The 22375-nt window shown below is 69.1% G+C and carries 12 protein-coding genes and 1 pseudogene; 6 read left to right on the forward strand and 7 right to left on the reverse strand.

From position 1 onward, the window contains the following. Window positions 1–11: 11 nt before the first annotated feature. Window positions 12–620 (reverse strand): translation initiation factor IF-3, encoded by a 609-nt coding sequence (gene infC / locus AB8998_RS16810; protein ID WP_369741620.1) that lies wholly within the window; start codon window positions 618–620, stop codon window positions 12–14. 406 nt (window positions 621–1026) lie between these two features. Here infC and lysX point away from each other — a divergent pair, with 406 nt between their 5' ends. From lysX to AB8998_RS16825, 3 genes are all read left to right on the forward strand, one after another. Next, window positions 1027–4341: a bifunctional lysylphosphatidylglycerol synthetase/lysine--tRNA ligase LysX gene (gene lysX, locus AB8998_RS16815; protein ID WP_369738893.1), complete on the forward strand. Its 3315-nt coding sequence runs from the start codon at window positions 1027–1029 to the stop codon at window positions 4339–4341. Window positions 4342–4416: 75 nt separating this feature from the next. After that, window positions 4417–5901 carry an alpha/beta hydrolase gene (locus AB8998_RS16820; protein ID WP_369738894.1) on the forward strand — a complete coding sequence of 495 codons (1485 nt, stop codon included), beginning with the start codon at window positions 4417–4419 and terminating at the stop codon, window positions 5899–5901. A gap of 13 nt (window positions 5902–5914) precedes the next feature. After that, entirely contained in the window at window positions 5915–6160 is a 246-nt protein-coding gene (locus tag AB8998_RS16825; RefSeq protein ID WP_369738895.1) for a hypothetical protein, read from the forward strand. Here AB8998_RS16825 and uvrA read toward each other — a convergent pair. Further along, window positions 6150–9064: pseudogene (uvrA, locus tag AB8998_RS16830) on the reverse strand (excinuclease ABC subunit UvrA). The gene AB8998_RS16825 and the pseudogene uvrA sit on opposite strands and share 11 nt — an antisense overlap. 97 nt (window positions 9065–9161) lie before the next feature. Here uvrA and AB8998_RS16835 point away from each other — a divergent pair. Beyond that, window positions 9162–9866 (forward strand): MBL fold metallo-hydrolase, encoded by a 705-nt coding sequence (locus AB8998_RS16835; protein WP_369738896.1) that lies wholly within the window; start codon window positions 9162–9164, stop codon window positions 9864–9866. 13 nt (window positions 9867–9879) lie between these two features. Here the strand turns inward: AB8998_RS16835 and AB8998_RS16840 are convergent, their stop codons facing one another. Beyond that, window positions 9880–10323 carry a universal stress protein gene (locus tag AB8998_RS16840; protein WP_369738897.1) on the reverse strand — a complete coding sequence of 148 codons (444 nt, stop codon included), beginning with the start codon at window positions 10321–10323 and terminating at the stop codon, window positions 9880–9882. Window positions 10324–10618: 295 nt separating this feature from the next. On the opposite strand from AB8998_RS16840, the gene AB8998_RS16845 reads away from it, so the two are divergent. Then, window positions 10619–12196: a mannosyltransferase gene (locus AB8998_RS16845; RefSeq protein ID WP_369738898.1), complete on the forward strand. Its 1578-nt coding sequence runs from the start codon at window positions 10619–10621 to the stop codon at window positions 12194–12196. A gap of 84 nt (window positions 12197–12280) precedes the next feature. Here AB8998_RS16845 and AB8998_RS16850 read toward each other — a convergent pair whose 3' ends face one another. From AB8998_RS16850 to AB8998_RS16865, 4 genes are all read right to left on the reverse strand, one after another. Further along, window positions 12281–13678 carry an MFS transporter gene (locus tag AB8998_RS16850; protein WP_369738899.1) on the reverse strand — a complete coding sequence of 466 codons (1398 nt, stop codon included), beginning with the start codon at window positions 13676–13678 and terminating at the stop codon, window positions 12281–12283. Beyond that, window positions 13675–15843 (reverse strand): excinuclease ABC subunit UvrB, encoded by a 2169-nt coding sequence (gene uvrB, locus AB8998_RS16855; RefSeq protein ID WP_369738900.1) that lies wholly within the window; start codon window positions 15841–15843, stop codon window positions 13675–13677. The genes AB8998_RS16850 and uvrB overlap by 4 nt, the downstream gene beginning before the upstream one ends. 110 nt (window positions 15844–15953) lie before the next feature. Continuing rightward, window positions 15954–16850 (reverse strand): group II intron maturase-specific domain-containing protein, encoded by an 897-nt coding sequence (locus AB8998_RS16860; RefSeq protein ID WP_369738901.1) that lies wholly within the window; start codon window positions 16848–16850, stop codon window positions 15954–15956. Between the two features lie 543 nt (window positions 16851–17393). Further along, window positions 17394–19451: a serine/threonine-protein kinase gene (locus tag AB8998_RS16865; protein WP_369741621.1), complete on the reverse strand. Its 2058-nt coding sequence runs from the start codon at window positions 19449–19451 to the stop codon at window positions 17394–17396. Window positions 19452–19776: 325 nt separating this feature from the next. Between AB8998_RS16865 and AB8998_RS16870 the strand changes: the two genes are divergently transcribed. After that, a complete protein-coding gene (locus tag AB8998_RS16870; protein WP_369738902.1) occupies window positions 19777–22374 on the forward strand; it encodes an ATP-binding cassette domain-containing protein in 2598 nt (865 codons plus the stop codon). Window position 22375 lies beyond the last annotated feature (1 nt).

Consider the following 22375-nt stretch of genomic DNA (forward strand, 5'->3'; position numbering starts at 1 on the left):
CAGATGTCAGGTCAGTTGGATGAAGGTGCGGGGTCAGCGCTTTCGTCGGAAGCCGGTGCCGGCGCGGCTTCCGGCTCTTCCGGATGCCGCGCCCTGGCGCGGGTTTTGGCGCCCCGATGCGGTGCCAGCACCATGGTCATGTTGCGGCCGTCCTGCTTGGCCGAGGTTTCGACGAATCCGTATTCGGCGACGTCCGCGCCCAACCGTTGGAGCAGCCGGTAGCCCAACTCGGGCCGCGACTGCTCACGTCCGCGAAACATGATGGTGACCTTCACCTTCGACCCCGCCTCCAGGAAGCGGACCACGTGGCCCTTTTTGGTCTCGTAGTCGTGGTCATCGATCTTGGGCCGTAGCTTCTGCTCTTTGACGACGGTCTGCTGCTGGTTCCGGCGGGATTCGCGCGCCTTTTGCGCCGCCTCGTACTTGTACTTGCCATAGTCCATGATCTTGCAGACCGGCGGCCTGGCATTCGGGGCAACTTCGACAAGGTCGAGATCGGCGTCCGCGGCGACGCGCAGTGCATCTTCGATGCGCACTATGCCTACCTGCTCCCCTCCTGGGCCGATCAATCGGACTTCAGGTACGCGAATGCGCTCGTTGACGCGGGTCTCAGTGCTGATGGGGCCTCCCTGGGTGGGCGTTGTCGTGTAGTCACGACCAGCGCCTGGGCCGTCCGGATTCGCAAGTGGAAAACCACACCATCAGCAGAAAAGCCCTGCACCGGCAGGGCCCATGCCGACCGATCGCGGCGAGAGCTGTCAGGCCGCCCGCGTCACCGCGGAACAGACACCGTGGCGCCTGTGACCGGACCGCTGAGCCTCGTAAATTGTGCGGCCAGCGGTGGGAGTGGGACTCCACTTAACTTTCCTGGCGTTCGCCGGGATGGTCGCAGCGGTAAGTTTAGCAGCACCGGAGCCCTTTCCCGCACTTCAGCCTGACGGCGGCCGCACCAGCCGCGGAAGTCCGCGCGCCGTGCCTGGCGCTTCGCAGAGCTTTTCCAAGATTGAACGAATATCCTCGCGGTCTGTGACTGTCGCTACGCCTCGTTTAGGTAGCCGGTCGACGTCTCGGTATCACTGGGTACCGGCGGCCGCCGGCTGGACCGTCGGCATCATCGCCACGGTGTCGCTGGTGGCCAGCGTGTCGCCGCTGGTCCGCGTGCTGATCAGGGTGCCGCGGGAATTCATCAACAGCTACCTGTTCAACTTTCCGGACACCAGCATCGCCTGGTCGTTCGTGTTGGCTTTGCTGGCCGCCGCGCTGACCGCCCGCAAGCGAATCGCGTGGGTCCTGCTGCTGGGCAACATGGTCCTTTCCGCGGTGCTCAACGCCGCCGATATCGCCGCCGGCGACAACACCGCCGCCGAGACATTCGGCGAGAACCTGGGGTTCGCGGTTCACATCGTGGCGGCCGCCGTGCTGGTGTTGGCCTATCGCGAATTCTGGGCGAAGGTGCGCAGGGGCGCCCTGTTCAAGGCGGCCGCCGTGCTGGTCGCCGCCGGCGCCGTCGGGATCCTGATCTCCTGGGGCCTGGTCGAAGTCTGGCCGGGGACGCTGGCGCGCCAGGACCGGCTGCCCTACGTGGTCAACCGCGTGATCGGCTTCGCCCTGGCCGATCCGGACCTGTTCACCGGCCGGCCACACCTGATCCTCAACGCGATCTTCGGGTTGTTCGGTGCGCTCGCGCTGATCGCGGCGACGATCGTGCTGTTCCAGTCCCAGCGCGCCGAGAACGCGCTGACCGGGCCGGACGAGTCCGCCATCCGCGGGCTGCTCGAGCTCTTCGGCAAGAACGACTCCCTGGGGTATTTCGCGACCCGCCGCGACAAGTCGGTGGTGTTCGCGAGCAGCGGCCGCGCCGCCATCACCTACCGGGTCGAGGTCGGGGTCTGCCTGGCCAGCGGCGACCCGATCGGCGACCCCAGAGCCTGGCCGCAGGCCATCGCCGCCTGGTTGAGCCTCTGCAAGACATACGGCTGGGCGCCCGGCGTGATGGGCGCAAGTTCGGAGGGGGCCCAGGCCTTTCGTGAAGCCGGCCTCAACGCGCTGGAGCTGGGCGACGAGGCCATCTTGCGCACCGCTGACTACCGGTTGTCGGGGCCCGACATGCGCGGGGTGCGCCAGGCGGTCACCCGCGCGCGCAGGGCCGGGCTCACGGTGCGCATCCGGCGGCATCGCGACATCTCCGCCGACGAGATGGCCGACACCATCGAACGCGCCAACGCGTGGCGCGACACCTCCTCCGAGCGCGGATTCTCGATGGCGCTCGGCCGGCTCGGCGACCCCTCCGACGGGGACTGCCTACTTGTGGAGGCGCTGGACCGAGGGGGTGACGTCGTCGCGATGCTGTCGCTGGTTCCGTGGGGAACCACCGGTGTGTCGCTGGACCTGATGCGCCGTTCCCCGCAGTCCCCCAACGGAACCATCGAGCTGATGGTCAGCGACCTGGCCCTCAACGGCGAACAGCTCGGCATCACCCGCGTCTCCCTGAACTTCGCGATGTTCCGCGCGGCGTTCGAACAGGGGGCCCAGCTCGGCGCCGGTCCGGTTGCGCGGCTGTGGCGTGGCTTCCTGTTGTTCTTCTCTCGGTGGTGGCAGCTGGAGACTCTGTACCGCTCGAACGTCAAATACCAACCCGAATGGGTCCCCCGCTACGCCTGTTACGAAGACGCCCGACTGATCCCGCGGGTCGGGGTCGCCTCGGCGATGGCCGAGGGTTTCCTGGTGTTGCCGTTCAGCCGGCGCAACGAGACGCATACGGGTCACCACCCCGCCGTGCCGCCTCGGCTCGCGGAGTCGGGGCTGCTGCACCCCGACGGATCGGCACCCGACGTCAGCGGGCTGCGTCGCGCGGGCGCCGACGCGGAGCGGGCCCGCCTACCCGAGCAGGTGCGGGTGCGACTAGCCAAGCTGAAGGTCCTGCAGCGCAACGGCATCGACGCCTACCCCGTCGGGTCTCCGCCCAGTCACACGATCGCCCAGGCGCTCGACGCGGGCGACCAGGAGACCATCTCGGTGGCGGGGCGGATCCTGCGGGTCCGCGACTACGGCGGGGTGCTGTTCAGCCAGCTGCGTGACTGGTCGGGCGAAATGCAAGTGCTGCTGGACAATTCATGCCTGGGCGGCGGACGGACCGCCGACTTCACCGGCGCCGTCGACCTCGGTGACCTCGTCGAGATGACCGGGCACATGGGCTACAGCAAAAAGGGCACCCGCTCGTTGATCGTGCACGACTGGCGGATGGTCGGAAAGTGCCTGCGGCCGCTGCCCAACAAATGGAAGGGGTTGACCGACCCGGAGGCCCGGGTGCGGACCCGCTATGTCGACCTGGCGGTCAACCCCGAGTCACGCGAGCTGATCAAGGCGCGCAGCAACGTCGTACGTGCCGTGCGGGAAACGTTGTACGCCAAGGGATTCATCGAAGTCGAGACCCCGATCCTGCAGCAGGTCCACGGCGGAGCCACCGCCCGCCCATTCGTCACCCACAGCAACACCTACGACATGGACCTGTTCTTGCGCATCGCGCCGGAGCTCTACCTGAAGCGGCTGTGCGTCGGCGGTGTGGAGCGGGTGTTCGAGCTCGGCCGGGCGTTCCGCAACGAGGGCGTCGACTTCAGCCACAACCCCGAGTTCACGCTGTTGGAGGCATACCAGGCGCACGCCGACTACACGGCGTGGATCGACGGCTGCCGCGAACTCATCCAGAACGCCGCCGAGGCCGCCCACGGCGAGCAGATCGTGATGCGGCCCCGCGGCGGCACCCACGGCGCCGCCCTCGAACCGGTCGACATCTCCGGGGCGTGGCCGGTGCGGACCGTGCACGACGCGGTGTCCGACGCTCTCGGAGAACACATCGGACCCGACACGTCCCTGGCCGCGCTGCGCAAGCTGTGCGACGCCGCGCACATTCCCTACCGACCGCACTGGGATGCCGGCGCGGTGGTGCTCGAACTCTACGAGCACCTCGTCGAGGACCGCACCGAGCAACCGACCTTTTACACAGACTTCCCGACGTCCGTGTCGCCGTTGACCCGGCCGCATCGCAGCCGCGCCGGCGTCGCCGAGCGCTGGGACCTGGTGGCGTGGGGGGTGGAGCTGGGCACCGCCTACAGCGAGCTGACCGACCCGGTCGAGCAGCGGCGCCGCCTGCAGGAGCAGTCGCTGCTGGCCGCCGGCGGGGACCCCGAGGCGATGCAGCTCGACGAGGACTTTCTGCAGGCCATGGAGTATGCGATGCCGCCGACCGGCGGGATGGGCATGGGCATCGACCGCGTCGTCATGTTGATCACGGGCCGCAGCATCCGCGAGACCCTGCCCTTCCCGCTGGCCAAGCCGCACTAGCGGGGCGGCGACTTCCAACGATTCCACAGCGAACATCGGGTGAACATGTTCCATCGCGGTTGACGATGGCTCACAATGATCCACGTGACAGCGTCCAACCACGCCGCGGCGCAGTTGATGGCAAGTGGGCACACCTCTTTGATGCATGGTTGGGTGCCCCTCACCACCCAGGTCCTCGCCGCCGCGGTCCTGACGCTGGCCGCCGGCCGGCGATCGCGGCGCTGGCGCACGGTGTGGCTGCCGGGGGCGGTACTGCTCGGCGGCGCCGCGGCGTATGCGACACACTGGTACGTCGCCGACCGTGGTCTTTCTAACGACCCAGCGCCGTCGGCGGTATGGGTCTGGATTGCGCTGACCGGGACGGCCACGGCCGTGCTCCTGCTGGGCTGGCGCACCGCGCGCCGCTGGCGACGCGGCGCGGCGCTGGCCGCCGTGCCCTTGTGTCTGCTCAGCGCCGCGCTGGCGGTCAACCTGTGGGCCGGCTACTTCCCCACCGTCGAATCCGCGTGGAACCAAATCGTTTCCGGGCCGCTGCCCGACCAGACCGACCAGGCCACGGTCACCGCGATGGCGGCCAAAGGCACCCGACCTTCGCACGGCAGCGTGCTGCCGGTGACGATCCCCTCGGTCGCATCGCATTTCAAGCACCGCGGTGAGCTGGTCTACCTGCCGCCCGACTGGTTCGCCACCAGCCCGCCGCCCAAGCTGCCGACGGTGATGATGATCGGCGGACAGTTCAACACGCCCGCGGACTGGACGCGTGCGGGCAACGCGGTCAAGACGATCGACGAGTTCGCGGATGCCCATGACGGCAAGGCCCCCGTGCTGGTTTTCGTGGATTCCGGCGGCGCGTTCAACAACGACACCGAGTGCGTCAACGGGGTGCGCGGCAACGCGGCGGACCATCTCACCAAAGACGTTATCCCCTTTATGGTCTCGACGTTCGGTGTCAGCCCCGACCGCTCGCACTGGGGCGTCGCGGGCTGGTCCATGGGCGGCACCTGCGCCGTCGACCTCACGGTGATGCACCCCGAGATGTTCAGCACCTTCGTCGACATCGCCGGCGACCTCACCCCCAACGCCGGCAGCAGGGCGCAGACGATCGCCCGCCTGTTCGGCGGCAACGCCGACGCCTGGGCGGCATTCGACCCCACCACGGTGATCACCCGGCACGGTCCCTACAGCCGCGTAGCCGGGTGGTTCGCGATCTCCTCGGAGGGCCCGTCGACACCGCGCCGTGGCGTGGCGATCACCGACACCGGCGCCATGCGTCTCGCCGGTCGCAACGCCGCGGCCAACCCCACCAACCAGACCGCGGCCGCCTATTCGCTGTGCGCGCTGGGCCGCGCCAACGGGATCGACTGCGCCGTGGTCCCCCAGCCGGGCAGGCACGACTGGTCCTTCGCCGACCGGGCTTTCGCGGCGGCACTGCCCTGGCTGTCCGGGCACATCGGCACCCCCGGCGTGCCGCGGATGCCCTTACCCGGCACCTCCGGTGCCGGCGCGCCCAACGCCCCGGTGGTGGTCCCGGCCCAGCGTTCCAGCGGCGCCCCCAACTAGCCGCCGCGCTCGCATGCCCGACGAACCGGAAGCCACGGCCGACGCCGGCTACGACGACGCCGGTGTGCCCACGTTCGACTCCGTCCGGGACAAGATCGAGGACCGTTACGCGAGATCGCTGGGCGCGGCGGAACTCGACGCCGAGTCACCGGAGGGGCGGTCGGTCGAGGAGCAGTACGCCCGGCGCGCCCGCGCGGCGGCCGAGCGGCTGGCGCAGATCCGCGAGTCGATGCGCGACGGCGACGAACTCAGGCCGTGACCTTGCGCCGTCGGCCGGGCCGCTGCGGGGCGCGGGCCGGAGCGCGGGCGACGACCTCGGCGAGGAACTTGCCGGTGTAGCTTTCCGGGACCGCGGCGACGTCCTCCGGAGTGCCTTGCGCGACAACGGTTCCGCCCTCGGAACCGCCCTCGGGGCCCATGTCGACGATCCAGTCCGACGTCTTGATCACGTCCAGGTTGTGCTCGATGACGATGACGGTGTTGCCCTTGTCGACGAGGCCGTTGATGACGCTGAGCAGCTTGCGGATGTCGTCGAAATGCAGCCCGGTGGTGGGTTCGTCGAGGATGTAGATGGTCCGCCCGGTCGAACGCTTCTGCAGCTCGGCGGCCAGCTTGACGCGCTGCGCCTCCCCGCCGGACAGCGTCGGCGCGGGCTGGCCGAGCCGGACATAACCCAGTCCGACGTCGACAAGCGTGCGCAGGTAGCGGTGGATGCCGCTGATCGGTTCGAAGAACTCCGCGGCTTCCTCGATCGACATGTCCAGCACTTCCGAGATCGTCTTGCCCTTGTAATGCACCTCGAGGGTCTCCCGGTTGTACCGGGCGCCGTGGCACACCTCGCAGGGCACGTACACGTCGGGCAGGAAGTTCATCTCGATCTTGATCGTGCCGTCACCGGTGCAGGCCTCGCAGCGGCCGCCCTTGACGTTGAACGAGAACCGACCGGGCTGGTAGCCGCGCACCTTCGCCTCCGTGGTGGCCGCGAACAGGGTGCGGATCTTGTCGAACACCCCGGTGTAGGTGGCCGGGTTGGAGCGCGGGGTGCGGCCGATCGGCGACTGGTCGACGCGCACCAGCTTGTCGAGGTGATCCAGCCCGGTGACGCGGGTGTGGCGGCCCGGGACCTGCCGGGCGCCGTTGAGCCGGTTGGCCAGCACCGCGGCCAGGATGTCGTTGACCAGGGTGGATTTGCCCGAGCCGGACACACCGGTCACGGCGGTCAGGACACCGAGTGGGAAGTCCACGTCGATGCCGCGCAGGTTGTGCTCGCGGGCGCCGACGACGGTGAGCTGGCGCTTCCGGTCGACGGGACGCCGCAGGGCGGGGATCTCGATGCTCTCCTTGCCCGACAGGTAGGCACCGGTCAGCGACTCCTTGTTGGCCAGCAGCTCGCTGTAGGTCCCGCTGTGCACGATCTGGCCGCCGTGCTCGCCGGCCCGCGGCCCGATGTCGACGACCCAGTCGGCGTGGGCGATGGTGTCCTCGTCGTGCTCGACCACGATCAGTGTGTTCCCAAGATCCCGGAGGCGGGTGAGGGTTTCGATGAGGCGGCGGTTGTCGCGCTGGTGCAGCCCGATGGACGGCTCGTCGAGCACATACAGAACCCCCACCAGGCCGGACCCGATCTGGGTGGCCAGCCGGATGCGTTGCGCCTCACCGCCACTGAGCGTGGCCGCCGCGCGTGACAGCGACAGGTACTCCAGTCCGACGTCGAGCAGAAAGCCCAGCCGCGACTGGATCTCCTTGAGCACCTGCCCGGCGATCGCCTGCTCCCGCGGACCCAGGGTGAGCGCGTTGAGGAAGTCCGAGCAATCCGAGATCGACAGCTCACACACCTCGGCGATGGACTTCTGCCGCGGTCCCCCGCGGCAAGCGAGACGGCCAGGATCTCCGGCTTGAGGCGGGTGCCCTCACACTCCGGGCAGGGCACGTCGCGCATGAAGCCCTCGTAGCGCTCCTTCATCTGCTCGGACTCCGTCTGGGCCATCTTGCGCTGCAGGAATGCCAGCACGCCCTCGAAGTCGGCGTAGTAGGAGCGGGTTCGGCCGTAGCGATTGCGGTAGCGCACGTGCACCTGATGGTCGGAGCCCTCGAGGATCGCCTTGCGCGCCTTGGCCGGCAGCTTGCGCCACGGCGTGTCGACGTCGAAACCCAGCTCCTCGCCGAGGCCGGCCATCATCCGGGTGAAGTACTCGGCGGTGTGGCCCGCCGACCAGGGCGCGACCGCGCCCTGGGCCAGGGTGCGTTCCGGGTCGGGGATCACCAGGTCCGGGTCGACCTCCTTGCGGATGCCTAGGCCGGAGCATTCGGGGCAGGCGCCGTAGGGCGAGTTGAACGAGAACGATCGCGGTTCCAGGTCGTCGACCGCCAGCGCGTGCCCGTTGGGGCAGGCCAGCTTCTCGGAGAATCGCTGCTCCCGGGGATGGTCGTGTTCATGGGCCCGATCATCGGGGAACTCCAGCACCACGATGCCGTCGGCCAGGTTCAGCGCAGTTTCGACCGAGTCGGTGAGCCGCTGCTTGGCGCTGGCCTTGACGGTGAGGCGGTCCACCACCACCTCGATGTCGTGCTTCTCCTGTTTCTTCAGCTTGGGCGGGTCGGTCAGCGGGTGCACCACGCCGTCGACGCGCACCCGGCTGTAGCCCTGGGCGTTGAGCTTCTCGAACAGGTCGGCGAACTCGCCCTTGCGGGTCCTCACGACCGGGGCCAGCACCAGGAACCGCGTGCCCTCCGGCATCGCCAGGACCTGGTCGACGATTTGCTGCGGGGTCTGGCGGGCGATCCGCTCGCCGCAGACCGGGCAGTGCGGCGTGCCCGCACGCGCATACAGCAGCCGCAGATAGTCGTACACCTCGGTGATCGTCCCGACCGTCGACCGCGGGTTGCGGTTGGTCGACTTCTGGTCGATCGACACCGCCGGGGAAAGGCCCTCGATGAAATCGACGTCCGGCTTGTCCATCTGGCCCAGGAACTGGCGGGCGTAGGCCGACAGCGACTCCACATAGCGGCGCTGCCCCTCGGCGAAGATGGTGTCGAACGCCAGCGACGACTTGCCCGACCCGGACAACCCGGTGAACACGATCAGTGCGTCACGGGGCAGGTCGAGGTCGACGCCGCGCAGGTTGTGCTCGCGGGCGCCCTTGACGATCAGGCGTTCAGCCACACTGCCCCTCTCGGTGAACTCTCCTGTGCCGCAAACGGCGCAGTCCATGCTATGCGCCGGTACCGACACGCAGCGGCGGACCAGTAACGTGACCCACATGAGCACCTTGGACGAACCCAAACAGCCCAAAGAGCCCAGCGACACTTACACCGGTCACGTCGACCCCGGTACCGCCGCCCGCCGCACCCTGCCCGGCGCCACCATTGTGAAGACTTCGGTGGGCCCCATGGACAACAACGCCTACCTGGTGACCTGTTCCGCGACCGGGGAGACCCTGCTGATCGACGCCGCCAACGACGCCGACGCGCTGCTCGGCCTCATTCGCCGCTACGCGCCCAAGATAGCGCTGATCGTGACCACCCATCAGCACTTCGACCACTGGCAGGCGCTCGAGGCGGTGGCCGAGGCGACCGGCGCGCCGACCGCCGCCCACGAGATCGACGCCGAAGCGCTGCCGGTGAAACCGGACCGGTTGCTGGCCGGCGGCGACACCGTGCAGATCGGCGAGCTGACGTTCGACGTCATCCACCTGCGCGGGCACACGCCCGGGTCGATTGCGCTGGCTTTCGACGGCGAGGCGACCGGCGGGGTCACCCAGCTGTTCACCGGTGACTGCCTATTCCCGGGCGGCGTGGGCAAGACGTGGCAGCCCGGGGACTTCACCCAGCTGCTCGAGGACGTCACCACCCGGGTGTTCGACGTGTACGACGACGCCACCGTGGTCTATCCCGGTCACGGCGACGACACGGTGCTGGGCGCCGAACGCCCTCACCTGGGCGAATGGCGCGAACGCGGCTTCTAGAGCCGGTGAGCGGCTACGACGTGGTGTGCACGATCAGCACGTCGACCTTGGCTCGGCGGGACACGTTGGCCGGCACCGATCCCAGCAGCCGTCCCGCGATCGTGCTCAGGCCGACGTTGCCGACGACGAGCAGGTCGGCCTTCTCCTCCTCGGCAAGATTCACCAGGACGTCAACCGGAGCACCGACGATCGGCCGCTCGTCGACGTTCTTGGCGCCGGCCGCGCGTGCCCGCTCCTTGGCGTCGCGCAGGATCGCGTAAATCGGCGCGGTGCCGGACACCTTGTAGCTCTCCGCCCCCAGGGCGTCGGCGGCCCGGGCGTCCTGATGTTGAGGTAAATACGCCGACGCGATGATCAACTTGGCGTCGGCCCCGGCGAGTTGCGCCGCCCGGTCCACCGCGCGCATCGACGAGTCCGAGCCGTCGGTTCCTACCACCACGACCTGATAGGCGCCCATTTACCCTCCCATTCCCGGTTGGTCAGCCAACGAATGACAGTATCGCGTTTGCCCATTCCACAGGGAAAAGATTCCCGTCTCAGCGTGGCGTGGCGTGACCAGCGTTTGCGGGCCCGTGCCGGGCCGACTGACAATCTTCCATGACGACAAATCGTGAAATGTTCATCCCGGGTGCGGGAAGCCTTGGGTTACCAGTCTTTTCGCCAATTCCGACGGTTGCGGCGGAGGAGCGGCGGCGGTACCCCGCCGCGCGCGGTGACCAGGCCGTCCGGAGCGCCCTAGAGTGAGAAGCGTCATGTCCATGCACACCCTTGAGCAGCGGGTTCCGGAGTCCCCCGAGGCCGCGGGGGCCCCGGCGGGCGCCCCGCCGCGCAGCAGGTTGCTCGACCCGTGGGCCGTCGCCGCGCTGGCCGCCGTCGTCAGCGCGGCCTGGGCGTGCCGGCCTTCGCTGTGGTTCGACGAGGGGGCGACGATCTCGGCGGCGGCCAACCGCACGCTGCCCGAGTTGTGGCGGCTGCTGGGCCACATCGATGCCGTGCACGGCCTGTACTACCTGGTGATGCATGGCTGGTTCGCGATCTTCCCGCCGACGGAGTTCTGGTCGCGGCTGCCCAGCGCGCTGGCAGTCGGCGCCGCCGCCGCCGGCGTCACGGTGTTCACCCGGCAGTTCACGACGCGGGTGACCGCGGTGTGTGCGGGTGTCGTGTTCGCCATCCTGCCGCGCATCACCTGGGCGGGCATGGAAGCACGCTCCTACGCCTTCGCCGTCGCGGCGGCCATCTGGCTGACGGTATTGCTGGTCGCCGCCGTCCGGAGCAACCGGGCGCGTCTGTGGGCGGGGTACGCGCTGGGCCTGGCGCTGTCGATCCTGCTGAGCCTCAACCTGGTCCTGCTCGTGACGGTGCACGCCATCGCGCTGGCGTTGTTGGCTCCCAAGGGGGCCCGCAAGTCGCCCGTGATTCGGTGGGCGATCGCCACGACCGTCGCGGTGGGCGCGATTACACCCTTCCTGATGTTCGCCCACGGCCAGGTCTTCCAGGTCAACTGGATCTTCCCGGTCAGCTGGCACTACGCCTTCGACATCGTCCTGCGGCAGTACTTCGACCACAGCGTCCCCTTCGCCGTCCTCACCGCCGTGCTGATCGTCGCGGCGATCGCAGCCCGGTGGCGCGGCGCGCCGGCCCCGGCGGGCCAGACCCGCGGACTGCTGTTGCTGTGCGCGGCGTGGGTCGTCATCCCGACCGGGCTCGTCGTCGTGTACTCGGCCGTCGTCGAACCGATCTACTTCCCGCGCTACCTGATCCTCACCACGCCCGCGGTGGCCGTCATCATGGCGGTCTGCATCGTCACGATCGCGCGCGAGCCGTGGCCGATCGCCGGGGTGGTGCTGCTTTTCGCCGTCGCCGCGGTGCCGAACTACCTGTTCATCCAGCGCTGGCCGTACGCAAAAGAAGGCTGGGACTACAGCCAGGTGGCCGATCTGATCGGCTCCCATGCCGCACCCGGGGACTGCCTGATGGTGGACAACACCGTGGGTTGGCGGCCCGGGCCGGTCCGCGCCCTGCTCTCCACCCGGCCGGGGGCATTCCGGTCGCTGATCGACCTCGAGCGCGGTGCGTACGGGCCCAAGGTGGGCTGGCTGTGGGACGGGCACATCGCGGTGTGGCTTACGACGGCCAAGATCAACAACTGCTCCACGATCTGGACCATCACCAACAAGGACGGTTCACTGCCGGACCACCAGGCCGGGCCCTCGTTACCACCGGGGGCGTTCGGGCATGCCCCGGCGTATCGCTTCCCGGCCTACCTCGGGTTCCACATCGTCGAGCGCTGGCAGTTCCACTACTCGCAGGTGGTCAAGTCGACCCGCTGACCTGCTGTCCCCGCGAGCGTGCGTGTTTGTGCGGGGACACGCCGGTGCGGCTGACATTGTGCGCACGCTCGGCCACGGTGTCGGTCAGGCCGCGCGCCGGGAGGCCCGATACCCGGAGATGACGCCCGCGGCGCTGAGCACGGTGAAGACCGTGAACAGCCACCGGGCGGCCACCACGCCGCCGCCGTGGGCGGTGTTGACGACCACGCCGGCCAGGCTTGCGCCGAACGCCGCGGCGACCAGCTGCACCGTGTTGATCGCGGCCGCGGCCGCGCCGCTCTCGGCCGGGTCGTCGACGGATTCCATCGCACGCACCGAAAGATGTGGCCAGGCCATCCCAATCCCGATCCCGGCGACGAGCAACCCCACCGCCCACGACGCGGCGATGCCAGCCGAGGCGTCGGCGCGCTGGGTGAGCGCACCCAGCGCCAGGCCCGAGGCCACCACCATGGGTGCGGCCACGATCACGCGCCCGATCACCCGCGGATCGTCCAGGGAGGCGCTGACGATCTCGCTGACCGTCCAACCGAACGCCAGCGCCGCTCCCAGGAACCCGGCCACCACCGGCCTCAAATGCGCCAGTTGCTGACCGAACAGCGGCACGTAGGTGTTCACCATCGCGGCGCCCATCAGCCCCGCCATCGCCAGGTACACCCACTTCAACGGCCCGGGACCGAACACGCTGGGCGGCAGCACTGCTGCATGCGCCCGCCGGTCGACGACCACGAAGCGGACGGACAGCCCCACGCCCGCCACGAGCAGGGCCGCGGTCGCACCGACGTCACGGGGGATCTGCGCGACGCTGACCGCCAGCGCGGCCACCCCCAGGATCAGCAGCGACAACACCGGCACCTTCAGCACCGGCGTCGCCGCGACGCGGTCCGCGCGTGACGCGGCCAGCGCCGCCGGAACCAGCGCGGCCATGAGTGCGCTCAGCACAGCCATCGCGACGAAAGCCCACCGCCACAGGCCGAACTGGGCGAAGAGGCCACCGGTGGCGGGACCGACGACGGTGGCGACGCCCCACATCGCCGACACCAGCGCAGAACCGCGGGTCCACAACGCCCGCGGCAGCGCCGCGTTGATGACCGCATAGCCAAGCCCTGCCAGCAGCCCACCGGCCACCCCTTGCAGGGCGCGTCCGGCGATCAGCACCGCCATGTCGGGGGCCGCCGCGCACACCAGGCTGGCGACGGCGAAGACGCCCAGCCCGGACAGGTACGACGACCGCGGGCCGGCCCGCAGCAGGATCGGGTTGACCATGGTGGCGGCGACCACCGACCCGACCAGGTAGAGCGTCGTCACCCATGCGTAGAGGCGGGCGCCGCCGATCTCGGCGACGGTGTTCGGCAGCAGGCTGCTGGTGAGGAACTCGTTGGTGGCGTAGAGCGCGACGCCGCCGGCCAGCACGAGCGAGGTCCGCAGATACCTGCCGCGCAGCAGGTCCCGCCACTTGCCCGCGACTTCCGCCGTCTCGGTCACTTGAGACCGGCGGCGTCCATCCCCCGCAGCTCCTTCTTCAGGTCGGCGATCTCGTCGCGGAACCGGGCGGCCAGCTCGAACTGCAGATCGCGCGCGGCGGCCATCATCTGGGCGGTGAGGTCCTTGATCAGGTCGGCCAGCTCGGCGCGCGGCATGCCGGCAGTGTCGCGGCCCTCGAAGACGCCGGCGCTGACGGCGCGGCCGGGCTCGCCCTGGGCGCGCCGCCCGCGGGAGGAGTTGCGGCCGGATCCCCCTATTTGGACGCCATCGGTGGCATCAGTGTCAGCCGCCTCGCGGTAGACCTGGTCGAGGATGTCGGCGATCTTCTTGCGCAGCGGTTGGGGGTCGATGCCGTGGGCCTCGTTGTAGGCGATCTGCTTGGCCCGGCGCCGTTCGGTCTCGTCGATGGCCTCCTTCATCGACTCGGTGATCGTGTCGGCGTACATGTGCACCTCCCCGGAGACGTTGCGGGCGGCGCGGCCGATCGTCTGGATCAGGCTGCGCGACGACCGCAGGAACCCCTCCTTGTCGGCGTCGAGGATGGCCACCAGCGACACCTCGGGCAGGTCGAGACCCTCCCGCAGCAGGTTGATGCCGACCAGCACGTCGTACTCACCGAGCCGCAGCTGGCGCAGCAGTTCGACGCGGCGCAGCGTGTCCACCTCGGAGTGCAGGTAGCGCACCCGGATGCCCATCTCGAGCAGGTAGTCGGTGAGGTCCTCGGCCATCTTCTTGGTCAGGGTCGTCACCAGCACCCGCTGGTCGGCGTCGGTGCGCTTGCGGATCTCGCCGATCAGGTCGTCGATCTGGCCCTTGGTGGGCTTGACCACGACCTTGGGGTCCACCAGGCCGGTGGGGCGGATCACCTGCTCGACGAACTCGCCGCCGGACTGACTCAGCTCGTAGGGTCCGGGCGTGGCCGACAGGTACACCGTCTGCCCGATCCGGTCGGCGAACTCCTCCCAGGTCAGCGGGCGGTTGTCGACCGCCGAGGGCAGCCGGAACCCGTATTCCACCAGGTTGCGCTTGCGGGACATGTCGCCCTCGTACATGCCTCCGATCTGCGGCACGGTCACGTGCGACTCGTCGATGACGAGCAGGAAGTCCTCCGGGAAGTAGTCCAGCAGCGTCGCCGGCGCCGAACCCGCCGGCCGGCCGTCGATGTGGCGGGAGTAGTTCTCGATGCCGGAGCAGAAACCGACCTGGCGCATCATCTCGATGTCGTAGTTGGTGCGCATCCGCAGCCGCTGGGCCTCCAGCAGCTTGCCCTGCCCTTCCAGCTCGGCGAGCCGCTCGGCGAGCTCCTCCTCGATGGTGGAGATCGCCTGGGCCATCCGCTCGGGACCGGCCACATAGTGGGTGGCGGGGAAGATCCGCAGCGAGTCGACCTGGCGGATCACCTCCCCGGTCAGCGGGTGCAGGTAGTACAGCGCCTCGATCTCGTCGCCGAAGAACTCGACCCGAACCGCCAGCTCTTCGTAGGAGGGGATGATCTCCATCGTGTCGCCGCGCACCCGGAACGAGCCGCGGGTGAACGACAGGTCGTTGCGGGTGTACTGCACGTCGACCAGCAGCCGCAGCAGGGCGTCCCGGGCCACCTCGGTGCCGACCTGCAGCTCCACGGAGCGGTCCAGGTAGGACTGCGGGGTGCCCAGGCCGTAGATGCACGACACCGACGCGACCACCACCACGTCGCGGCGCGACAACAGCGACGACGTCGCGGAGTGCCGCAACCGCTCCACGTCGTCGTTGATGGAGCTGTCCTTCTCGATGTAGGTGTCGGTCTGCGCGATGTAGGCCTCGGGCTGGTAGTAGTCGTAGTACGACACGAAGTACTCGACGGCGTTGTGCGGCAACATCTCTCGCAGCTCGTTGGCAAGCTGGGCGGCCAGCGTCTTGTTCGGCGCCATCACCAGTGTAGGGCGCTGCAGGCGCTCGATGAGCCAGGCGGTGGTCGCCGACTTACCCGTACCGGTGGCGCCGAGCAGCACCACGTCGCGCTCGCCGGCCCGGATGCGGCGCTCCAGCTCGTCGATGGCGGCCGGCTGGTCGCCGGCCGGCGAGTGGGGGCTGACCACCTCGAAACGCGCCCCGGTCCGCACCACGTCCTCGACCGCACGGTATTCCGAGTGCGCGACGACCGGATGCTCGGTAGCAAATGCCATTGGTAGTCAGGGGCGCGGTGTCTGCGGTGCAGACCCGTTTCCCCATCCCCCTTTCAATCCGTGCGTGCGGTTTTCCCGCACACGGCTTACCGATGATCTTCTTGACATGGTTACGCAGCCTTCGGATAGCGGATGGTGCCGCGAAGTCGGTGCAGGCCGTGCCCGTTGAACAGCCGGTGCACCACGTACCAGTCGGCCTGGCGGAACTTCTTGGCGGCATTGCCGGTGCGAAAGTAGTTACCCCACCCGCGCAGGATCGGGTTCAAATCCGCGATCACATCACCGATGTCCATTCCGACCCGATTGCGCCCGGTACGGTCACGAACCTTGGCCCGTAAGCGGGTCATGGCTCGCTGGGAGGGCCAGCGGTGCAGGTAGTATCGGACAATCCGGCACTGTTCCCATAACCGCCCCGACATACCCGCCCGGAAGTGACAACCCAGGAAATCCAGGCCCTCACGACCCTCACGCAGGTCGACCACCTTCGTCTTCTCCGGATGCAGCCGCAACCCCGACGACGCCAAGATTTCTCCCACCGCCGCTAGCGCGTGCTCGGCTTGTGCCGCGCTGCGGCACAACACCACACCATCATCGGCGTAGCGCACCAACTCCCCCACATCCCTGCGGGACAGCTCGGTGTCGAGCACGTGCAAGAAGATGTTGACCAGCAGCGGCGAAATCGGATGGTATGTCCCTGCACGAAGGTCACGGCGCAACTCACGCAACATGCGGTCCACGCCGTAGTCCTCCACCGCAGCCAAGGTGATCCGATCCACCCCGGCCACGCCCTTGTTCTTACGCACCCGCTCCCACGCCTCCCACAGGACGTCACCCCTGTAGATACGGTCATACAGGGCATGGAAACGCCGACCCGAAGACTGCTTGGCCGCAGCCCATAGCGCCCGTTGCAGTTGTTGCACTTTCACCGACGAGAACACCAACGGTTCCTCGTCGGCTACGACAGGCGATGGCCTGCCGGGGTAGTTGGACCGGGCAAGCCCGGCCATGCCCTCACACGTACCCGCTTCGTGCGCGTGATCAAAGTTGGGGCCCTTCCCTCCCGGCGCGTTATGTTGCACGCCGATCAGCGGTACTACGACCCCATCGAACTCCCGCTGCCCTCCAAAAGCTTTCACCATCGGCTTATACCCCTGGCCTTTGCCCGACGCGGGCCGGGCAGACGGGTCTCTCCTGTTTCGAACCAGACTGTCTGCACGTGCCGCCTCCCGTACCCCGGAAGGACCCGACGAGCTGACCCCGGACCAGGACCCGCCGGACATGGCCTTCGCCGTGACATGATCGGCTCGGCTGCTCCGTTGTATCTGTGACGAGGCTGCAGAGTTCGCTTGACGCTACGACCCGCGCAGTTACTCCCTCCGAAGAGGCTCTCGACACCCCGCTTAGCCCGCCGGATCTCTCCGACGAACCGGGGCCTGCTACCCGGCGCTCCGATGCTTACCGGGACGGGACTTCCACCCGCTAGTCCAGTCCAACTTGCAGGACACAACATGCGTCCAGGGTAGAGGGATGCACCGACACGCGGCCCGGAGCTAACGCGGGCTCCGCGTCCACACCCGCGTGCGCGGGTTGCATTCGATCAGGTAGCCGTCGTCGGACGCGGACATCGCGAAGACCGGGATGTCGGGCTGGGCGCACGACTCCCCCACCGCGTGCACCCCGGTCGTGGCGGGCGCTTTTTCCCACGTCTTGGTGTCCCACGTCTTGTCCTCACACACGACCTGCTCATTCGTGGTCAGGTCGTAGCCGAGCTTGTCGGCGTCGCCACAGGTCCGGCCCAGCACCGGCGCCGGCGCCGGCGGGCCGGTGCGGTCGGGCGGCGCGACGTTGGCGGGATCGGCCACGGTGACGTCCGGGGGCACGTCACCGATCCGGGTGGCCACCAGCGTGGTCCGCTGCACCACGCCCCGGTGACCGCATTCGTCGGTGCGCACGGTCGCGGTCTGCATCCCGCGCAGCTTGCCGTTCGCCTCCGGCGCCAGCGACCAGACGACCATTTCCAGCTCCGTCGCCGTGCCCGCCCGGCCGGGCAGGCGGCAGCCCGCCCATACCTGCGTGGGGGTGCCGTCCCAATACCCGTCGACGAAACGCAGCACATCGGTCTCGCCGCCACCCGCAATGCTCGCCACCTGGTGGTTGCGGTCGTCGAGCCGCGTGCCGGTGGCGACACATCCCGCGGCCGTGCACGACGAGCGGAACGCCCACCAGCCGATCTGGTGCTCCCGGCCGGCGCCGACGGCACCGGCCGTGGCGTGCCGGGCCCGGCCGATGTCGAAGTCGAGCCGGTAGGCCCCGTCCAGTGCCGGCGCAACGGCCGCCGCCGTGGCCGGACGCGGCGGGGCGGGGCGCGACGTGGCCGGGTGCGGCGTGTTCGGGCGGACCCGCGGTGCGACCGGCGGCGAGGCGGCGGCCACGGGTTCGGGCGGAGTGAGTCCCTGCGCGGCAACCCACGCGGTCCCGGCGGCGGCCACGACGGCGACCAGGGCCGCCGCCGCGCGGGTTCTCCGCGACAGCCGCCGCATCGCGGACCCCGGCCCGCCGCCGCGGCCGCCCCAGGCGCCCAGCGCGGCGGCGAAGCCACGACACCGCTCGAATCTCTGCTCGGGTTGTTTGGCCAGGGCTTTGCAGAACACGTCGTCGAGATACGCCAGTTCCGGGCGATGGTCGCTGAGCCTGGGGGGATCGGCGCGCAGGTGCTGGCTGATCACCGCAACCGGATTGGTCTGTTCATAGGGTGGCGAACCGGTGAGCAGGTGAAACGCGGTCGCGGCCAGCGCGTACTGGTCGGCCCGACCGTCGAGGTTCGAACCCATCAGCTGTTCGGGCGCGGCGTAGGACACCGTGCCCACGGCGACGTTGGTCGCGGTGATCCCGCTGACGTCACCGAGGTGTCGCGCAACCCCGAAGTCCGCCAGAAGGATTCGGCGTTCACCGCATTCGGGTTCGGTGACCAGGATGTTGGCGGGCTTGACATCACGGTGCAGCAGGCCCCGGTCGTGGGCGTAGTCGAGGGCGTCCGCCACGGCGGCGACTATCGCGAGAACTTCCGGCAGCGGCATCCCGTCCGGGTAACGCTCCTCGACCAGCCGGGCAGCGTCGGCACCCTCGACGTAGTCCATCGAGATCCACAGCCGGCCGGCAAACTCGCCGCGGTCGTGGACGCCCACGATGTGCGGGTGCCAGAGCGTCGCGGCGAGATCGGCTTCCCTGTTGAACCTCTCGCGGAATTCCGCGTCCGCCGTCATGTTCTCGGCGAGGACCTTGAGCACGTCGCGCCGCGGCAGCCTCGGGTGCTTGGCCAGATACACCTCCGCCATCGCACCGGCACCCAGTGGCCGCAACACGGTGTAGCCCGCGAAAACGGCGCCGGCGGCCACCGAAGCCCGAGGCGCGTCGCCCGCGAAGCCGCCGCGGCTGCCCAGAGACATCGGCCGCCACGTCGCAGTCGCCCGTGCCCGCAGCCGGAACAGGGAGGCGACGAGCGGCGAGTAAGCCAGGCGGGCCCGCATCATCCCGCGGAACACCCTCGGGCTGGGCGGCGTTCGCCGCGGGGTGGCCCAGGCCTGGGTGGCGTTGGTGGCGTCGTCCATCTGGTGCTGCTTCCTCATGTGCCCGGCAGTACCCAGGGACGTTGACTCGATATGCCTTCGGGAGGAACGCTTTTCGGCCATGTGACCCTGCCGGTCATCCGTCCCTGCATGACCGGTGGCCAATTTGGCCGGCGCGCCCGGGGCCCCGACATTGCACATCCGTCAAAGACGATGCTAACCCGCGGCGATCGCTTTGGCTCGGAACCACATTCGGAACAGCTGTGAATTTACAGTCCGCAAAAACCGCGCGGCTCTTTGTGAACGACAAGAAACCTCACAGGCGCCGGGCCTGTGACCGGGCCGTCGCAACGCCCATACTGGAACCGTGGGTCGCCCAACCCGGCCCGTTTTGACCATCCGCCACAACGGGTCGCAGCGCACGTTCAGCCCAGGTCACGATGTCGTAGTCGGACGTGACCTGTTGGCCGACTTGCGCATTGCCGATCCGCGGATCTCGCGCAGGCACCTGATCCTGCGCTTCGACGAGAGCCGTTGGCTCGCTATCGACAACGGCTCGGTGAACGGCACCTACCTCAACGGCTACCGGATGCCGGTGATCGACATCCACGACGGCCAGAGCATCAACGTCGGTAACCCGGAGGGGCCGCAGCTGACGTTCGACCTCGGCCGGCGTGAACGGCCGCGGTCGCTCCCGGAGCGCGGCGACGGCCCGCGCACCATGTGGTGGTCGTCGGATCCGCAGACCGCACAACCATGTTCGCAGACCGTGCGGCGGGTCGAGCTCGCCGCGCGGCAGGAATGCGCCGCGCCCGCACCGGAAACCGGGCGCGGCGCCGATTCCGACCGGCGGGACACATCGCCACGGTCGCGGCGCATACCCGATCATCTGGTCAACCCGCAGCCGGACACCGGGCGGGCACCCGCCGGCGACCCGCCGCCCGCCACGGAGGCCCGGCCCGCGAGCCGGATGTCGAACCTGGCGACGCGGATGGTGCAGGTCCCGCCACCGTCCAGCCCCGAAGCCCGGGCACCGGAAAACCTCGGCAGCACAATCACCATCGGCCGTGCCGCCGACAGCGACGTCGTGGTTCCCGACGTGCTGGCCTCTCGCCACCACGCGACGCTGACCCGGACGCCGCTGGGCACCGAGATCCACGACCACAGCAGCAACGGGACCTTCGTCAACGGCACCCGGGTCGGGTCGGCGATCCTGACCGAGGACGACGTCGTCACGATCGGCAACGTCGACCTGGTGTTCCGCGGCGGCACCCTGGCCAAGCGGACCGAAAGCGACAGGCGCAGCGGCGGTCTGGAGGTTCACGGCGTCAAGTACGTCGTCGGCAACGGCAAACAACTGCTCGACGACATCTCCCTGACCGCCCGCCCCGGAACGCTGACCGCGATCATCGGCGGCTCGGGCGCGGGCAAGAGCACCCTGGCCCGCCTGATCGCCGGTTACACCAGCCCGAGTTCGGGCACGGTCACCTTCGCCGGCCACGACATCCACGCCGAATACGCCTCCCTGCGCAGCCGCATCGGCATGGTCCCCCAAGACGACGTCGTGCACCGCCAGCTCACCATCAACCAGGCCCTGGGCTACGCCGCCGAACTGCGCCTGCCCCCCGACACCAGCAAGGCCGACCGCGCCAGGGTGGTCGCGCAGGTGCTCGACGAACTCGACCTGACCAAACACGCCGACACCCGCGTCGACAAACTCTCCGGCGGCCAGCGCAAACGCGCCTCGGTGGCCCTCGAACTGCTCACCGGACCCGCCCTGCTGATCCTCGACGAACCCACCTCCGGCCTGGATCCCGCCCTCGACCACCAGGTCATGACCATGCTGCGCGCACTCGCCGACGCCGGCCGCGTGGTCATCGTGGTCACCCACATGCTGTCCTACCTCGACATCTGCGACCAACTGCTGCTGGTGGCCCCCGGCGGCAAAACCGCCTACTGCGGCCCACCCGAGCAGATCGGCGACGCCATGGGCACCACCAACTGGGCCAAGATCTTCACCCGGGTCGGCGCCGACCCCGACGAGGCCAACCGCCGCTTCCAGGCCCGGCGCGACGCCGGACGCCGACCCCAAAGACTGCTCCCGGACCGCGACGAGCCCGGCGATCTGGGCGAACCGGTCCACACCAGCCTGCGACGGCAGGTCTCCACGATCACGCGCCGCCAAATGCGGCTCGTCGTCGCCGACCGCGGGTATTTCGTCTTCCTGGCGCTGCTGCCGTTCATCCTGGGCGCGCTGTCGCTGACCGTCCCCGGCTCGCACGGATTCCACGCCGCCGGGCCCGACTCCGGCACACCCGACGAGTCCGCCCAGATACTGAACCTGCTGTTGCTGGCCGCGGCGTTCATGGGCACCGCCCTGACGATCCGCGACCTGGTCGGCGAGCGCGCCATCTTCCAGCGCGAACAGGCGGTCGGCCTGTCCACCACCGCCTACCTGCTGGCCAAGACCGCGGTGTTCTGCGCGTTCGCGGTTGTTCAGTCCGCGGTCGCGACCACCATCGTCGTCCTCGGGAAGGGCGCGCCGACGCGCGGCGCCACCGTCCTGGGCAACCCCGCCGTCGAGTTGTTCGCCACGGTCGCCGCCACCTGCGTCGCCTCGGCCATCCTCGGCCTGGCCATCTCGTCCCTGGTCCGCTCCAACGAGCAGATCATGCCGCTGTTCGTCGTGTCGATCATGGCCCAGCTGGTGCTGTGCGGCGGGATGGTTCCGGTCACCGGCCGGCTCGCCCTCGATCAGCTGTCCTTCGCGATGCCCGCGCGCTGGGGCTACGCGGCGGCGGCGGCCACGGTCGACCTGCGGCACCTGGTACCGGATTCGCTGCTGTCCCAGGACCGCTACTGGCAGCACACCGCCGGCACCTGGCTGCTCGACATGGGCATGCTCGCCGCACTCTCGGTGTTCTATGGCGGCTTCGTTCGCTGGAAGATCCGCCTCCGGCGCTGAC

Source organism: Mycobacterium sp. HUMS_12744610 (assembly GCF_041206865.1).
Lineage (GTDB): Bacteria > Actinomycetota > Actinomycetes > Mycobacteriales > Mycobacteriaceae > Mycobacterium > Mycobacterium servetii.

Excerpts from the sequence above, each read along its gene's own strand:
- AB8998_RS16820 (WP_369738894.1), top strand. The coding sequence starts at position 4,417 with ATGATCCACGTGACAGCGTCCAACCACGCCGCGGCGCAGTTGATGGCA.
- AB8998_RS16825 (WP_369738895.1), top strand. The coding sequence starts at position 5,915 with ATGCCCGACGAACCGGAAGCCACGGCCGACGCCGGCTACGACGACGCC.
- AB8998_RS16835 (WP_369738896.1), top strand. The coding sequence starts at position 9,162 with ATGAGCACCTTGGACGAACCCAAACAGCCCAAAGAGCCCAGCGACACT.
- AB8998_RS16840 (WP_369738897.1), bottom strand. The coding sequence starts at position 10,323 with ATGGGCGCCTATCAGGTCGTGGTGGTAGGAACCGACGGCTCGGACTCG.
- AB8998_RS16845 (WP_369738898.1), top strand. The coding sequence starts at position 10,619 with ATGTCCATGCACACCCTTGAGCAGCGGGTTCCGGAGTCCCCCGAGGCC.
- uvrB (WP_369738900.1), bottom strand. The coding sequence starts at position 15,843 with ATGGCATTTGCTACCGAGCATCCGGTCGTCGCGCACTCGGAATACCGT.
- AB8998_RS16860 (WP_369738901.1), bottom strand. The coding sequence starts at position 16,850 with ATGGCCGGGCTTGCCCGGTCCAACTACCCCGGCAGGCCATCGCCTGTC.
- AB8998_RS16865 (WP_369741621.1), bottom strand. The coding sequence starts at position 19,451 with ATGGACGACGCCACCAACGCCACCCAGGCCTGGGCCACCCCGCGGCGA.